The following is a 14,463-nucleotide window of genomic DNA, read 5'->3' as shown; positions in this document are numbered from 1 at the left end:
TGACCGGGCGGGTGGTCAGCGGGCGACGAAGGCCAGCAGGTCCTGGTTCAGCTGCGCGGCGTGGGTCACCGCGAAGCCGTGGGGGGCGCCGGCGTACACCTTGAGCTCGGCGCCACGGATCAGCTCGGCCGCCAGCTTGCCGGTGGTCGCGAAGGGCACCACCTGGTCGGCGTCGCCGTGGATCACCAGGGTCGGCACGTCGATCTTGGCCATGTCCGGACGGAAGTCGGTTTCCGAGAAGGCGGTGACGCAGTCGACCGTGCCCTTGAGCGAAGCCAGCAGGGCGATGTTGAGGGTCTGGGTGAAGACGCCCGCGGAGACCTGCTGGCCCTGGTTGGTGCCATAGAACACTGGCGCGAAGTCGGCGAGGAACTGGGCGCGGTCCTTCAGCAGACCGCCGCGGATGCCGTCGAAGACGCCCTGGTCGACGCCCTGGGGGAAGTCCGGCTTCTGCCCGAACAGCGGGGTGACGGCGCCGAGCAGCGCCAGCTTGGCGACCCGCGCCGAGCCGTGGCGCGCCAGGTAGCGGCTGACGTCGCCACCGCCCATGGAGAAGCCCACCAGGGTGACGTCGCGCAGATCCAGGTGCTCGATCAGCTCCTTGATGTCGTCGGCGAAGGTGTCGTAGTCATAGCCATTCCACGGCTGGCCGGAGCGCCCGAAGCCGCGGCGGTCGAAGGCGATGGCGCGATAGCCGTGGCTGGCCAGATGATGCATCTGGTAATCCCACATGTCGGCGTCCAGCGGCCAGCCGTGGCTGAACAGCACGGGCTTACCGCTGCCCCAGTCCTTGAAATAGATCTCGACGCCATCGCGGGTGGTGAAGGTGCTCATGGTTGTTCGCCTCTAAGGGTGGAAGGAGTGGAAAAGGCGCCCGAGCGGGCGTTGAGCCAGGGCGCGCACAGGCGGCTCACCCTCGGCATGATCAGGAACACCACCAGCGGCACGATGCACAGGGTAATCAGCAGGTTGCTCGGCACCGGGCCGGCCAGCAGCGGATAGCGCGCGAACAGCGGCTGCCACAGCGGTGGGATCAGCATGGTCAGGGGCGCGATGACCAGGTAGGTCAGCACCGCCTGCTTCCAGGCCGGTGGCTGGCGCACGCCGGGGCGCGGCGGGTTGAACCAGAACTCGGCGTCGGCATGCACCTCGGGCGCATCGGCCTCGCGCAGCAGCGGTGCCACCTCGGCGATCAGCGCCTGGCGTTCCGGCGAGGCCAGCCAGGCCTGCAGCCGCTCGACGTCGGCGAAACGCACCAGGGTGGTGAAGGCGGTGCCTGCCTCGGCCGGCGGGATGACATCCACACCGAGATGGCCACAGGCTTCACGGGCAGCGGTGACCGCGCGCTGCAGCCAGCGCTGATAGGCGTCCTGCTGACCGGCCAGAGGCTGGTGGCGGATCACCAGGGTGACGATGCGACTGTGCGCCTGATGCAGGTCCTGCCCGCGTGCGGCGCTCATGACAGGGCCCTCGCGAAACCACCCTGGGCGGCGTGACGCCTGACCAGCCGGGCTTCCAGCGAATAGCGACCGGGCCCGGTGAGCGCCAGGGTGCCGAACAGCACCAGCAGCAGCCAGCCGAACTGACCCTGCTCCAGAGACCACTCGGGGTGCACCACCAGCAGGGCGATCAGCAGCAACCCGAGGATCGGCAGGCAGGCCAAGCGGGTCAGCCAACCCAGGGCGATTAGCAGCGGGCAGAGAACCTCGGCGAAGACGGCGAAGCCCAGCGTCGGCCAGGCCCCCAGGTGCAGCGGGTCCTCGATCAAGCCAAGCTGCTCGCGAAAGTGCAGCGCCTTGGGCAGGCCGTGCACCGTCAGCAGCATTCCGGCGCCCCCAAGGCGCAGGAACAAGAGTCCCAGATCCAGCCGTACATTACCCATGGCCCATCCTCCTGATGCCAGCGTCGGCAGCGGGAGATACCTATGCCGAGCCGTCGATGGGGTGGACTTTCGCCCGAGCGACGGTGAATGGCCTTGGACGTCTGTGCTGGTTTTTGTACGTCTGTGCTGTGGCGTATTGCTGAATGGATTCAGGTCACAGAAGGTGACGGCACACCTTAACCAGTCAACTCCAGGGAGACTATTAAACGCAAGTAAGCTACTTAATCGACTGCTGAGTGGACAGTAATCTAGCTCCATCGCATCCATGACGGATGCCGGATCTGGAAAGGACAGTCATCATGAACACCACCCAAGCCTTTACCGCCACTACCGGCCGCCTGCTGCTCGCCAGCCTTTTCCTGTTCAGCGGCGTGGGCAAGCTGCTTGCCCCGGCGGCGACCAAGGGCTACATCGCCACCATGGGTCTGCCCTTCGTCGAGCTGGCCTACCTTGGCGCCCTGGCGGTGGAGCTGGGCCTCGCCAGCCTCCTGCTGATCGGCTATCGCACTCGCCCCGTAGCGATCGCCATGGCTGGCTTCACCCTGGTGACCGCCGCGGTGTTCCACAGCCAGTTCGCCGATCAGAACCAGCTGATCCATTTCCTCAAGAACATCGCCATCGCCGGTGGTCTGCTGCAGGTAGCGGCCTTTGGTGCGGGGGCTCTGAGCTTGGATGGCCGGCGACCAAAACGTCTGGCCCATCTGGCCTGATCGCCGCTGGCTGCGAAGCGCCCGCCTGATCGTTGCGGTCAGGCGGGCGCTGTCACGTCCAGCATCTGCGCACAGGCTTCGCGCACCAAGTCGAGGAACAGCCGCAGCCGCGCCGGATAGACCCGCGCGTAGGGATAGATGAGATAGATCGGCAGGGGCGCCGCCTGCCATTCGGGTAGCAGGTGTACCAGGCGACCGGCGGCGACGTCCTCGCGCACCATCCAGTGAGACAGTGCCGCACACCCCAGACCACGTACCGCGGCATGACGGGCGACGAAGAGGCTTTCCGTGGCCAGCCGCGGACGTAGCGGGATGAGCCGGCTTTCGCCGGAGGCGCGGAGCTGCAGGCGCAGTTCGGTCTGGTAGAACTGGGTCATGGCGATCCAGGGCAGTGCCGCCAGCTCCTCGGGTGCTTGCAGCGTGCTCGCCAGCTCCGGCGCCGCCACCAGGATGCGCTGCACATCACCCAGGCGCACCGCCACGGTATCCGGATCCTCCACCACCCCCACCCGGATGGCGCAGTCGACGCCATCGGCGACGAAATTGGGCGCCCGGTCGCTGAGCACCCAATCCACCTGCATGCCGGGATAGCGCCGCAGATAGGTCTCCAGCGGATCGAGCAACTGCTCCTGGCCGAAGGCATGGGGCATCACCACCCGCAGCCGTCCCTCGGGCTCGGCATGGGCACCGTGCAAGGCTGCGGCGAAGGCCTGCCAGTCGCCGAGCAGTTGCTGGGCCTGGCGATAGCAGCGCTGGCCGTCCTCGGTCAGGCGCAGGGCGTGGGTCGAGCGCTGTACCAGGCGCACCTGCAGCGCCCCCTCCAACGCTTGCAGACGTCGGCTGACGGTGGGCTGGGTGGTGCCAAGCTGGCGCGCGGCCGCCGACAGGCTGCCGGCCTCGACGATACGCACGAAGGTTTCCAGCAGGTCGAGACGGTCATGGGTAAAGGTGGTGTTCATACGGCCTACGTATACCCCCTGTACCCCGCGTTCGGCTACAGGCAGCGACCACTCTGGCGAAGAATGCGCTCATCGTCTTCCCACCCGGAGAATCGCCATGACCGACATTCCACTCTCGCATAGCCAGATCTCGCCTCACAGCGGCAGTCTATCCCCTGCCCTGCTTGGCCTGCTGGCCACCGGCGCCGGCCTCAGCGTCGCCAACCTCTATTACAGCCAGCCCCTGCTGGGCACCCTGGCCAGTGCCCTGCCCGCGCCCGCTGCCGACGTGGGGCTGATCCCCACCCTCACCCAACTCGGCTATGCCCTGGGGCTGCTGCTGCTCGCGCCCCTGGGTGATCGCTTCGATCGCCGCCGCATCATCCTGGCCAAGCTGGCCGTGCTGCTGCTGGCGCTGCTCGGCGCCAGTCTGGCGCCGGGGTTGCACGGGCTGCTGGTGGCCAGTCTGGTCACCGGCCTGGCCGCCACCGTGGCCCAGGACCTGGTGCCCGCCGCCGCGACCCTGGCGCCGCCGGCCGAGCGCGGGCGCATCGTCGGCACGGTGATGACGGGGCTGCTGCTGGGCATCCTGCTGTCGCGGGTGGTGAGCGGCCTGGTGGGCGAGTGGCTGGGCTGGCGCGCGGTCTATCTGTTCGCCGCCCTCAGCATCGCCGCCATCGCCGTGGCGGTCTGGCGTGGTCTGCCGGCCTTCGCCGCCACCACTCGGCTCAGCTATCCGGCCCTGCTCGGCTCCCTGGGTGCCCTCTGGCGCCAGCATGCCGCCCTGCGCCGGGCGACCCTGGCGCAAGGGCTGCTGTCCGTGGGCTTCAGTGCCTTCTGGTCGACCCTCGCCCTCTATCTGCATGCCGGGCCCTTCCAGTTGGGCAGCGCCGCCGCCGGCGCCTTCGGCCTGGCCGGTGCCGCCGGTGCCCTGGCCGCGCCCTGGGCCGGGCGCCTGGCGGATCGCCATGGCTCGGAATGGGTGACGCGCCTGGGCATCGGCCTGGCGGCCACGGCCTTTGCCAGCCTGCTCCTGCTGCCTTGGCTGCCGGGCGTGGCCGGTCTGGTGCTGCTGGCGCTGGCAACGGTGGTCTTCGATCTCGGCGTCCAGGCCACTCTGATCGCCCACCAGGCCCAGGTCTACGGCCTGGAACCCGAGGCGCGCAGCCGGCTCAACGCGGTGCTCTTCACCGGCATGTTCATCGGCATGGCCAGCGGCGCGGCGCTGGGCAGTCTGCTGCTGGCCCACCTGGGCTGGAATGGCGTCGCCGGCCTGGCGCTGGCGACCGCCCTGCTGGCCCTGGCGGTACGGCTCTGGCCTGCCCGTCCGCGCCTGGAGTAACGATCACGGTAAACAGCACGGCGCCCTTTGGCTGAAGGCATCGTCAACCAGAACAGGACGACCATTCTCCTTCCAGCTCGTTAATCAAACCGGGGCGCCACAGTAGGATGACTTCCATGGCGTCGGAACAGACCGCGCCCCACTCAGACAAGGAGCCTCATCATGCTGGCCATTCGTAAAGCTTCCGATCGCGGCGCCGCCAACCACGGCTGGCTGAAGTCCTTCCACACCTTCTCCTTCGCCAGCTACCGCAATCCGGCGGAACAGGGCTTCTCCGACCTGCTGGTGATCAACGACGACACCGTGACCGGGGGCCAGGGCTTCGGCGAGCACCCGCACCGCGACATGGAGATCTTCTCCTATGTGCTCGAAGGCGCACTGGAGCACCAGGACAGCCTGGGCACCGGTTCGGTGATCCGCCCGGGCGACGTCCAGCTGATGAGCGCCGGCAGTGGCGTCAGCCACAGCGAGTTCAACCACTCCGAGCGCGAGAGTGTGCATTTCCTGCAGATCTGGATCGTGCCCAACGTGCGCCGCGCCGAACCGCGCTACCAGCAGCAGCACTTCAGCGCCGAGGCCAAGCGTGGTCGTCTGGCCCTGATCATCTCGCCGGACGGCGCCGAGGGCTCGCTGGAAGTACGCCAGGACGCCCGGGTCTACGCCGGTCTGTTCGACGGCAGCGAAAGCGCCGCGCTGCAACTGGCCCCCGAGCGCCATGCCTATGTGCACGTCGCCCGCGGCAGCCTGGAGCTGAACGGCGTCCTGCTGCAGGCTGGTGACGGCGCAAGGCTGCGCGGCGAGCGCGAGCTGCAGCTGGCCCACGGGACCGATGCCGAGGTGCTGGTGTTCGATCTGCGGCCCAACGAACTGCCGCAAATGCCCTGAGCCTGCCTGCGCCCGCGTAGCAGGCGCCAAGCCCGGAGGCCGCTCCCACGGCCTCCCCTTGCCGAGAACGCGCCATGAGCACCCAAGCCCTGACTTCCCTGGTGGCCGGTAACGCCACCCTCTGGCTGACGCTGAACGTCTTTGGCGAACAGCTGGGCCTGCCGGTACCGGCCTATCCGTCTTTGCTGGTGATGGGCGCCGCGGCCGATGAAGCCGAGTTGCTCCTGGCGCTGCTGGCCAGCGTGGCGGTCACCGGCGTGGCCGATCTGCTCTGGTACTGGGCCGGTCGGCGCCATGGCGCCTGGCTGCTGCGCCATCTGCCTGGCCAGCATGTCCCGGCCGCCACCCGCCTGCCCAGCCTGCTGCTGGTGGCCAAGTTCATCCCCGGCGCCGCGGCCCTGGCCACCCTGAGCGCGGGCGCCAGCGCCATGCCCCTGCGGCGCTTCCTGGCCTATGACCTGGGCGGCGCCACTCTGTGGATCGGCTCCGGCCTGGCCCTGGGGCGGTTGTTCGAGGCGCACATCCTGGCCCTGCTCGACGCACTCCAGGCCTATGGCCCGGCGCCCCTGCTGCTCGCCGGACTGCTCGGCCTCGCCCTGCTGGGCTGGCACCTGCTGGCTCGCCGCCACGGTCGGCCAAGCCCGGCGCGACAATACTGCGCCTAGGCCGTTGCCGGCTTAACGCTAATTAACGATAGACAACTCGCACGTCAGACAACTGCAAGGAATCATTCTCAGCCAGGCTAGCGCGCCACACGGCTGGTTTGACAGGGAGAGCGCCATGTCCATGACCGTCGATAGCACCCTGGCTCTATCCAATACCCGACTGGTCGGCTTGGCCGCCTGGCAGGAACGTCTGGCCAAGGAAGTCCTGCTGCAGCATCTGGAGCGCGGCATCAGCGTCAGCCAGGTCGCCTCCGTCTGCGGCCTGTCGCGCAGTCACTTCACCCGCCAGTTCAAGCTCAGCGCCGGACTCGCCCCACTGGAATGGCTGCGCCAGCAGCGCATCGACCGTGCCCGGCAATTGCTCGCCGAGCGCCGGCTACCCCTGGCGGCGATCGCCCTGGAATGCGGCTTCTTCGACCAGGCGCATCTGAGCCGGGTATTCACCCGCGCCGTGGGGATTCCGCCGCTGGCCTGGCAGCAGCAGGCCTTGGAGCGGCGGTTGCTGGCGGAACTGGCGCAGGTGCAGGCGCAACATGGCCAGCAGGCGGTAGCTTAAGGCCGCCCCGCTGCCTTCCACCAGGATCAGCGACTTGTCCACCAATTGTCCCAGGAGGGGGATGAACAGCGCCTCCTCCAGCCCGCGCTGCGCCGCCAGTCGCAGGGCCTCCTGCCGACTGAAATGCTCCCCGGCCTCGGCCAGGGTCGCCAGCACGGCGAATTCCGACTCGCTCAGGCTGTGCAGACTCCAGTCGAGCATGGCGCGGAGGCTGCGCTGGCGTTGCGCCGCCGTGCGCCGCCCGGCCACGCTCAGGTAATAGCCGCCATCGAGTTGCGCCAAGACCCCCGCCAGCCCCAGTGCCGCCACCTGCTCGGCCAGGATCTCCAGCGCCAGGGGGACGCCTTCGCTGCGGCGGCAGATCTCGCCCACCAGCTGCACGTCGGCTGGCCGCAACTGCAGCCCCGGCAGGCGCGCCCGGGCACGCCGGACGAACAGCCGAAAGGCCGGCTGGCGCATGGCCTCGCGCAGCCGCCGTGTGGGTGGATTCACGACCGGCAGCGGCGCCAGGCGCAACACGGCCTCCCCTTCCACCCGCAGGGCCTCGCGACTGGTGACCAGCACCCTGAGCTGCGGACAGCCTTGCAGCAGGTTTTCCACCAGCCAGGCCGCGGGCTCGATCAGCCGCTCGGCATTGTCCAGCACCAGCAGTAGGCGCCGCGTGGCCAGGGCTTCCTGCAGCGCCGGCAAACCACTGCCACTGGCGAGCCCCAGGTCGCTGGCGAGCCGATCCACCAGCGCCATCATGTGGCCCAGTGCCGCGAGATCGAGACTCTGTATCCCGTCGGCAACGTCTTCCGCCAGCGCGGGCAGCAGATGCTGGACCAGCAGCGACTTGCCGACACCGCCGGTACCCACCACCGACACCAGACGGCGTTGCGCGAGCAAGCGGCGTAGTTCGACCAGGCTGGTCTCGCGCCCCTCCAGGGGCGTCAGGGGCAGTGGCGTCTCGGCCAGCGGCGCGAGGTCTTCCTCGCTCAGGCGCTCCACCGCCAGGGCGAAGCCGTAGCCGCGATGCCGGGCGCTGAGGATGGGATCCCGACCGCTGTAGGGGCGCAGTACCCGGCGCAGGGCAGAGATGTGCACCCGCAGATTGATGTCCTCGACGACCGCGCCAGGCCAGACCCGGGCCATCAGGGTCTGCTTGCCGACCAGTTCGCCGGGGTGTTGCAGCAGCACCCGCAGGATGTCCAGGGCCCGTCCGCCGAGGGGCAGCACACGCTCGCCATCCAGCAGCAGGCGCCGACGTGCATCCAGGACCAGGCCGCAGAAGCGGAAGGCACTGGCGTCTTCCAGGGACTTGAGCTCTTGCATGACCGTGTCGCGCCACCTTGCCTCGGGTTCTGCGGGCACCAGGCTCCGCAGTCCCTCGACGGTGTGCGCCTCTCCTTGCCGATAGGTACGACCATTCTGGCTGCTACCCAGGCAAGCCGTATGACGATATACGGCCAGAAGCTGCCATCGATGGGCGTGATACCGCCATCAGAGGCCGATTTCAGCTGAATTGGTAACGGTATTGCGCCGGAGTCAGCCCCAGATGGCTCTGGAAGGCGGCGCGCATGCAGCGGTCGCTGGCGAAGCCGCTGCGAAAGGCCACGGTTTTCAGCGGCAGTTCACTGGTCTCCAGCAATTCACGTGCATGATCGATGCGCGCCCTGAGCACGAACTCCAGGGGCGTCATGCCGGTGTCGCGCTTGAACACCCGGGCGAAGTTGCGGGTGCCCATGGTCGCCAGCTCGGCGAGCCGGCTGATCGAATAGGCCTGGTCGATATTGGCCAGCACATGGTGCTGCACCCGGTTGATCGCGGTGGTGGCTTCCGGCTCGTCGAGCAACGGGCTGAACTGCGCCTGCTTGCCCTGCCGCTGGGTCACCACCACCAGCACCTTGGCCACCTCCCGGGCGATGAGCTTGCCATGGTCCTCGGCCACCAGGGCCAACGCCAGGTCGATACCGGCGGTGACCCCAGCCGAGCTCAGCAGCGGGCCATCGCTCAGGTAGATGTCATCGGCGGTCACCTGGGCGCGGGGAAAGCGTCGCGCCAGTCGCTCGCGATAATTCCAGTGGGTGGTGACCCGTCGGCCGTCGAGCAGACCGGCGCTGCCGAGCAGGAAGGTGCCGGTGCAGACCGCTCCGTAGCGGGTGCACTGCGCGGGCACCTGCCGCAGCCAGGCCGCGACGTCCGGATGGGGCTCCAGGTAGGCCCCCGGCCCACCGGGCACCAGCAGCAGGTCATAGCTCCCCGGCGGCTGTTGGGTGGTGAGCTCCGTGCGTATCGTCATGCCATTGGAACAACGCAGGGTCCGCCGCCGCCCCGCGGCGATGGTCACGATGCGATAGTGGTCGGCCGTGGGCAGATAGCGATTGGCGATGGAAAACACCTCCACCGGCCCGGCGAAATCCAGCATCAGCACCTCGGGGACCAGCAAGAAAGCCACTGTCCTCGTCATGGCGATACATCCTTATCCGTGTTGCAGTTTGTCCTTGGATGCCGGGGCGTCCGGGTCAAGGTAGGGACGAGGATAGAGAACTGTCTCGAAGGGACAAGCACTGGCAAAATGCCATCTATCTGTCTTTTTATGGTTTCCACTGAGGCTTGGCCGAACGCAGGGCCTCTGGTGCGGGATTCTTGGCGAACTCAATGCCGTTGCTGACGTTTCTCCTGCCGCTACCCCTTTCGCAACCTGATCAGGGTGATCTCGCTTGGCGCGCCGAAGCGCAGCGGCGGGCCCCAGTAGCCGGTGCCGCGGCTGATGTAGACGGTCAGCCGACCCAGGCGGTGAATGCCGGCCACCCAGGGTTGCTGCAGGCGCACGAAGTGCATCCAGGGCCAGAACTGGCCGCCGTGGGTGTGGCCGGAGAGCTGCACATCGGCACCGGCCGCTTCGGCCTTGGGCGCCGAGCGCGGCTGGTGGGCCAGCAGCAGGCGAAACAGCCCTTCCGGGGCACCGGCGAAGGCAGCCGCGGCGTCGCTGCGGTGGCTGGGCACATAGAGCGGCGCCGAGTAGTCGGTGATGCCGGCCAGCACGAAGGGCGTGCCCTGGTGCTGCAGTACCACATGCTCGTCGAGCAGCAGGGTCAGGCCCTGCTCGCGCCAGGCGCGCACCCAGGCCTCGGCGCCGGAATAGTATTCGTGGTTGCCGGTGATGGCGTAGGTGCCCAGGCGCGCCTTGAGCCCTTGCAGCGGCAAGAATTCGTGCTGCAACTCGGCCACGCTGCCATCCACCAGGTCGCCGGTGATGGCCACCAGATCGGCGTCCAGGCCGTTGACCCGGTCGACGATGCGCTGCAGGTAGCCGGCCTTGATGGTGGGGCCGATGTGCAGGTCACTGAGCTGGACGATACGCAGCCCGTCCAGGCCGGCAGGCAGCGTCGGCAGGGCCAGTTCCACCTCTTTGACCCTGGCCGTGCGGCGGGCATTGTAGACGCTGCGCAGGGCCACCAGCAGCACCAGACTCAGCACCGCCCAGGCACTGCCGGCACGCCAGGCGGCGTCCAGCGGTTGACCGACGAGGCTGGCGAGCGCCACCACCAGCCCGCGCAGCAGACTGAACACCGCCAGGCTGGAGAACACGCCCATGGCGATCAGCGCGGCCCAGGCCAGCAAGCGCGAGTTCATGTCCCGTGAGCGAAAGCCCAGGGGTACCAGGACGAAGGACAGCAGCAGCAAGATCCAGAACGGCAGCTGCGCAGCGGGCGACAGCCCGAGATCGCCGATGACGCTGAGGCCGATGAACAGATGCAGGGCGAAGAGAACCAGATACATCATGGCGCGGGAGCGGAACATGGAGGGCCCAGAGGCAAGGAGAAGGGCCTACCTTAGCACCCCGTCGGTCGCCCCTCGGAGCCCCTGGTTGTTTCCGGCTACAACGATTCAGCCGGCATTCAGCGCCGCTCCGCTTCGTTCGCCTGGGCGGCCTGATCTGCGCGGCGGCCCAGATAGAAACCCAGGCAGGCCCAGAGCGCCGCGCAACCGGCACCCACCAGCGCCGGCAGCCAGGCGCCGTGGCCGAGCAGGTCCAGCAGACTCTTGGCCCAGCCACTGGCGGCGTCACCGGCGCGATAGACCACGGTGTCGATGAAGCTCTTGGCCTTGTACTGGGTCTCGGCGTCCAGCGGCGCGAAGAGCATCTCGCGCCCCGGGCGGATGAAGGCGTATTCACCGATCCGCCTGACGATCATCAGTCCGGCCAGCATGGCGAAGGTGGGCAGCAGCGCCAGTCCGAGGAAGCCGATACACATCAGCAGCGGCACCCCGGCCAACAGCACCCGTACCCCGAGCCGCTGGGCCAGGCGACCGGTGATCAGCACCTGGCTGACCAGGGCGCCGGCCTGGACCACAAAATCCAGCAGGCCGAACACCTGCACCTGGCGGGCGCGATCGGGAAACAGCTCGGCCACCAGCCGCGCCTGCTCGAAGTAGAGAAAGGTGCTGACCGTGGCCAGCAGGATGACGAAGGCGCTCACCGCCAGCAGATAGGGTGACGCCAGCACCCGGGTCAGACCGCTGAAGGGATTGCCGGCCACCGGGCGCCGAGGGCTTTCGGTCGGTGGCGCCCCCGGGCGTCCGGCGCCCCGGGTCTCGCGCCAGCCCATCAGATAGGCCTTGAGCGTCAGCGCCAAGAGCAGCAACGCCGCGGCCAGCAGCGCCAGGCCCGCCTCGCCGATCAGCGGGGCCAGGACGGCGGCCAATACCGGGCCGAGCAGCCCACCCACACTGGCCCCAGCGGCGATGAAGGCGAACAGCCGCCGCGCCTGAGCGCCGTCGAAGACATCGGCCATCAGACTCCAGGTCACCGAGACCACGAAGAGGTTGTAGACCGAGATCCAGACATAGAAGGTACGCGCCAGCCAGACGCTATCACCTAAGCTGGCGATGCAGGCGGCGAAAGCCAGCAGGTTGAGGGCGAAGAAGCCGTAGACCCAGTCGACGAAGCGAATCCGCGCCACCCGCGAATTGAGCCAGGCGAACAGTGGCACGGCGAGCAGCATCACCAGGAAGGTGGCGGTGAACAGCCATTGCAGATTCTCCACGCCACCGGCGATGCCCATGGCCTCGCGGATCGGCCGCAGCATGAAGTAGCCGGCGAACAGGCAGAGAAACAGCGCGAAGCCCGCCAGGGCCGCGGGCGACTCACCGGCGCGGGCGTCGAGGACGCGACCGAGCCAGTCCTTCATCTAGGCGAACAGCCCGGCGATGGCCTCACGCTGGCGCGCATCCGGCAGACGACCGCGACCGGCCTGGAGGTTGTCGATCATGTAGCGCGGATTGCTGGTGGCGGGAATCACCGCGGTCACCGCCGGGTCGGCGAGGATGAACTTGAGCAGCAGCTGTGCCCAACTGGTCGCGCCCAGTTCGGTAGCCAGCGGCGGCAAGGGTTTACCGCGGGTGCCGGAGAGCAGATTGCCGCGTTGGAAGGGCCGATTGATCAGCACGGCGATGCCCCGATCGCGGCAATAGGGCAGCAGGCGCTTTTCCGCCTCGCGCTCCCCCACAGAATAGTTGAACTGCACGAAGTCGACCTTTTCCTGCTTCAGCGTGGCCAGCAGATCGTCCAGCGCCGCCTCGCGATAGTGGGTGACGCCGACATAGCGCATCCTGCCGGCCTGCTGCTGTTCGCGCAGTAGGGCCAGCTGGTTGGCGGTGTCCTGCAGGTTGTGCACCTGGACCAGGTCCAGGCGATCGGTCTGCAGGGCCTTGAAGCTGGCGGCCAGTTGCGCCGCGCCGCGCTCGCGGCCGGTAGCCGATACCTTGGTGGCGAGAAAGACCCGCTCCCGGGCCTGGGCCCGCTTCACCAGCTCGCCGGCCACCCGTTCGGAGTTGCCATAGCTGGGCGCGGTGTCGATGAGGCTGCCACCGCCGTCGAGCAGCGCCTTGAGCACCTCCTGCAGCGGCGCCAGGGCGGCGTCGTTCAGCTCGACATCGAGATTGCCCGAGGTGCCCAGGCCGATGACGGGCAGGGCTTCGCCACTGTTGGGGATCTTGCGGGTCAGCAGCGGCTCGGCGGCCTGGACGCTCTGCCATAGCCAGGGTGCGGCGGTCACGGCGGCCGTCAGGGCGGTGGTGGTCTGCAGGAAATGGCGACGGGTCGGCATGGCGGGCCTCGCGACGATCGTTTCGAAAGGATGACCCTTGAGTTAAGCGGCTCTTCCAGCCTGTCGCCCACCGGGCTCATTGCGGCATGTTGCGAATGAAGCCCCGCCCGTAGGTTGGCGCTGAGCGCAGCGAAGCCCAACAGCGCCCAAGGTTGAACCTCTCCGTTGGGCTTCGACGATGGGGCTGTCTCAGCGCCAACCTACGTACTAGCTCCCGTTGTCCACGCTACGGGTTGGCGGCATCCTGGCCCGCAAGAATTCCATGATTCGCCGGCGGCAGACTGCCGTCGCCGCCCAGGTAGCGGTCGTAGAAATCCCGCACCGTGACGTTCTTGTGCTTGGCTTCGAACATGATGTCGAAGCGGTCAAGGAACTGGCAGGCGTAGCGGTTGCACCAGTCGTTCCACATCATGTCGCTGTGGGCATAGAGCACCCGCTTGCTGATCTGCTGCAGCAGGAACTTGATGTCGATCCGCTTGGTGGGCGACACGCCCATTTCCATCAAGGCCTCCGGCGGCTGGGAGTAGTGCATGGCCGGACGCACCCCGCGCCAGCTGTCGATGATTCTCGCCACCCGTGGCTCCCAGGGATCGATGTAGGCCTCTTCATGGATCCAGCAGTGGTGGATGTCCAGCACCACAGGGGCGAGATCGGCCAGTTGCAGACAGTCGTCGACGCCGTAGGTCTTTTCATCGTTCTCGAAGGTGATGCAGTTGCGCGCCTCGGTGGAGAGTCGCGGCCAGATCGCGCGAATGCCGGGCACGCCCAGGCGGCCGGCGATGTGCACATTGCACTTGAAGTCCTGGAATTTTTGGCCGTAGCCCATCAGGCGGATCATGTCGGCGTGGTACTCGAATTCCTTCAGGCTGTTCTCCACCACCTCGGGGCGATCCGAGCCCAACACGCAGAATTGCCCGGGATGCAGCGACAGCCGCACATCGCGGCGGCGGGCCAGCTCGCCCAGCCGACCGAAGCGATCGGCCAGCAGCGCCTGCAACTCCTGGGAACGATAGAAGTAGGCGAATTCGGCGTGGCTGTAGAAGGGCAGCAGATCGCTGCTCAGGCGCAGCATGCGCAGATTGTCCGGCAGGTCGGCGACGTGCTCGACGAATCTCAGCTGGGCATCCAGGTTGTGAGTGACCACGTCCAGCAACTTGGCCTCGGCGGCCGCGCGCTCGACGCTGCCTAGCCAGCGCAGGGTGGTGGTACGGGTATTGAAGGCCCGCTCGACCTGCTCCAGTGCCTTGAGCGACAGACTGCGCTCGGGATGACGGTACATGCAGGCAAAGCCGATTCGATACATAGGGCGCTCGGGACAGGGACTATAGGGATTAGTCCGCGCGGCGCCGCTTGGGTGCGGGTGGAGTGATGGGTGGAGCTACATATCCAT

The 14,463-nt window shown here is 67.7% G+C and carries 14 protein-coding genes and 1 pseudogene; 5 read left to right on the top strand and 10 right to left on the bottom strand.

Annotated features, from left to right (window positions below):
* Positions 1-15: 15 nt before the first annotated feature.
* The 3 genes from LRS53_RS18105 to LRS53_RS18095 are packed head-to-tail and all read right to left on the bottom strand — an operon-like array spanning position 16 to position 1,882.
* Entirely contained in the window at positions 16-834 is an 819-nt protein-coding gene (locus LRS53_RS18105) for an alpha/beta fold hydrolase (RefSeq protein ID WP_231356857.1), read from the bottom strand.
* Complete coding sequence (locus LRS53_RS18100) at positions 831-1,460, bottom strand: antibiotic biosynthesis monooxygenase (RefSeq protein ID WP_231356856.1); 630 nt, start codon at positions 1,458-1,460, stop codon at positions 831-833. Before LRS53_RS18100 ends, LRS53_RS18105 begins: the two co-directional genes overlap by 4 nt.
* On the bottom strand, positions 1,457-1,882 hold the full coding sequence (locus tag LRS53_RS18095) for a DoxX family protein (RefSeq protein ID WP_231356855.1): 426 nt from the start codon (positions 1,880-1,882) through the stop codon (positions 1,457-1,459). The genes LRS53_RS18100 and LRS53_RS18095 overlap by 4 nt, the downstream gene beginning before the upstream one ends.
* A 299-nt stretch (positions 1,883-2,181) precedes the next feature.
* Between LRS53_RS18095 and LRS53_RS18090 the strand changes: the two genes are divergently transcribed.
* Positions 2,182-2,592 carry a DoxX family protein gene (locus LRS53_RS18090; protein ID WP_231356854.1) on the top strand — a complete coding sequence of 137 codons (411 nt, stop codon included), beginning with the start codon at positions 2,182-2,184 and terminating at the stop codon, positions 2,590-2,592.
* A gap of 38 nt (positions 2,593-2,630) precedes the next feature.
* On the opposite strand, the gene LRS53_RS18085 is transcribed toward LRS53_RS18090, so the two are convergent.
* Positions 2,631-3,551 (bottom strand): LysR family transcriptional regulator, encoded by a 921-nt coding sequence (locus LRS53_RS18085; protein WP_231356853.1) that lies wholly within the window; start codon positions 3,549-3,551, stop codon positions 2,631-2,633.
* A 97-nt stretch (positions 3,552-3,648) separates the two neighbouring features.
* Here LRS53_RS18085 and LRS53_RS18080 point away from each other — a divergent pair, with 97 nt between their 5' ends.
* From LRS53_RS18080 to LRS53_RS18065, 4 genes are all read left to right on the top strand, one after another.
* Positions 3,649-4,872, top strand: coding sequence for an MFS transporter (locus LRS53_RS18080; RefSeq protein WP_231356852.1), 1,224 nt, complete (start codon positions 3,649-3,651; stop codon positions 4,870-4,872).
* A gap of 162 nt (positions 4,873-5,034) precedes the next feature.
* Positions 5,035-5,757, top strand: a complete 723-nt coding sequence (locus LRS53_RS18075; RefSeq protein ID WP_017641114.1) for a pirin family protein — start codon at positions 5,035-5,037, stop codon at positions 5,755-5,757.
* Positions 5,758-5,831: 74 nt separating this feature from the next.
* Positions 5,832-6,422, top strand: coding sequence for a DedA family protein (locus tag LRS53_RS18070; protein ID WP_017641115.1), 591 nt, complete (start codon positions 5,832-5,834; stop codon positions 6,420-6,422).
* Between the two features lie 115 nt (positions 6,423-6,537).
* Positions 6,538-6,978: a helix-turn-helix domain-containing protein gene (locus LRS53_RS18065; RefSeq protein ID WP_026083850.1), complete on the top strand. Its 441-nt coding sequence runs from the start codon at positions 6,538-6,540 to the stop codon at positions 6,976-6,978.
* Between the two features lie 621 nt (positions 6,979-7,599).
* On the opposite strand, the pseudogene LRS53_RS23725 reads toward LRS53_RS18065, so the two are convergent.
* From LRS53_RS23725 to uvsE, 6 genes and pseudogenes are all read right to left on the bottom strand, one after another.
* Positions 7,600-8,292, bottom strand: a pseudogene (locus LRS53_RS23725) (winged helix-turn-helix domain-containing protein); the annotation flags it as partial.
* Between the two features lie 181 nt (positions 8,293-8,473).
* Entirely contained in the window at positions 8,474-9,427 is a 954-nt protein-coding gene (locus LRS53_RS18055; RefSeq protein WP_173150332.1) for a GlxA family transcriptional regulator, read from the bottom strand.
* A gap of 218 nt (positions 9,428-9,645) precedes the next feature.
* Positions 9,646-10,764 carry a metallophosphoesterase gene (locus LRS53_RS18050; protein WP_231356850.1) on the bottom strand — a complete coding sequence of 373 codons (1,119 nt, stop codon included), beginning with the start codon at positions 10,762-10,764 and terminating at the stop codon, positions 9,646-9,648.
* A gap of 98 nt (positions 10,765-10,862) precedes the next feature.
* On the bottom strand, positions 10,863-12,155 hold the full coding sequence (locus tag LRS53_RS18045) for an NTP/NDP exchange transporter (RefSeq protein WP_231356849.1): 1,293 nt from the start codon (positions 12,153-12,155) through the stop codon (positions 10,863-10,865).
* Positions 12,156-13,073: an aldo/keto reductase gene (locus LRS53_RS18040; protein ID WP_231356848.1), complete on the bottom strand. Its 918-nt coding sequence runs from the start codon at positions 13,071-13,073 to the stop codon at positions 12,156-12,158.
* 226 nt (positions 13,074-13,299) lie between these two features.
* The gene (gene uvsE, locus LRS53_RS18035; protein WP_231356847.1) at positions 13,300-14,376 is read right to left on the bottom strand and encodes a UV DNA damage repair endonuclease UvsE; all 1,077 of its coding nucleotides are present in this window, start codon (positions 14,374-14,376) and stop codon (positions 13,300-13,302) included.
* Positions 14,377-14,463 lie beyond the last annotated feature (87 nt).

Source organism: Pseudomonas sp. PLB05 (assembly GCF_021106615.1).
GTDB classification, from domain to species: domain Bacteria; phylum Pseudomonadota; class Gammaproteobacteria; order Pseudomonadales; family Pseudomonadaceae; genus Chryseomonas; species Chryseomonas benzopyrenica.
This window is presented reverse-complemented; position numbering and strand designations above follow the sequence as displayed.

Bases quoted from the DNA above. Each gene is read 5' to 3' on its own strand.
- LRS53_RS18105 (WP_231356857.1), bottom strand. From the start codon at position 834: ATGAGCACCTTCACCACCCGCGATGGCGTCGAGATCTATTTCAAGGAC.
- LRS53_RS18100 (WP_231356856.1), bottom strand. From the start codon at position 1,460: ATGAGCGCCGCACGCGGGCAGGACCTGCATCAGGCGCACAGTCGCATC.
- LRS53_RS18095 (WP_231356855.1), bottom strand. From the start codon at position 1,882: ATGGGTAATGTACGGCTGGATCTGGGACTCTTGTTCCTGCGCCTTGGG.
- LRS53_RS18090 (WP_231356854.1), top strand. From the start codon at position 2,182: ATGAACACCACCCAAGCCTTTACCGCCACTACCGGCCGCCTGCTGCTC.
- LRS53_RS18085 (WP_231356853.1), bottom strand. From the start codon at position 3,551: ATGAACACCACCTTTACCCATGACCGTCTCGACCTGCTGGAAACCTTC.
- LRS53_RS18080 (WP_231356852.1), top strand. From the start codon at position 3,649: ATGACCGACATTCCACTCTCGCATAGCCAGATCTCGCCTCACAGCGGC.
- LRS53_RS18075 (WP_017641114.1), top strand. From the start codon at position 5,035: ATGCTGGCCATTCGTAAAGCTTCCGATCGCGGCGCCGCCAACCACGGC.
- LRS53_RS18070 (WP_017641115.1), top strand. From the start codon at position 5,832: ATGAGCACCCAAGCCCTGACTTCCCTGGTGGCCGGTAACGCCACCCTC.
- LRS53_RS18065 (WP_026083850.1), top strand. From the start codon at position 6,538: ATGTCCATGACCGTCGATAGCACCCTGGCTCTATCCAATACCCGACTG.
- LRS53_RS18055 (WP_173150332.1), bottom strand. From the start codon at position 9,427: ATGACGAGGACAGTGGCTTTCTTGCTGGTCCCCGAGGTGCTGATGCTG.
- LRS53_RS18050 (WP_231356850.1), bottom strand. From the start codon at position 10,764: ATGTTCCGCTCCCGCGCCATGATGTATCTGGTTCTCTTCGCCCTGCAT.
- LRS53_RS18045 (WP_231356849.1), bottom strand. From the start codon at position 12,155: ATGAAGGACTGGCTCGGTCGCGTCCTCGACGCCCGCGCCGGTGAGTCG.
- LRS53_RS18040 (WP_231356848.1), bottom strand. From the start codon at position 13,073: ATGCCGACCCGTCGCCATTTCCTGCAGACCACCACCGCCCTGACGGCC.
- uvsE (WP_231356847.1), bottom strand. From the start codon at position 14,376: ATGTATCGAATCGGCTTTGCCTGCATGTACCGTCATCCCGAGCGCAGT.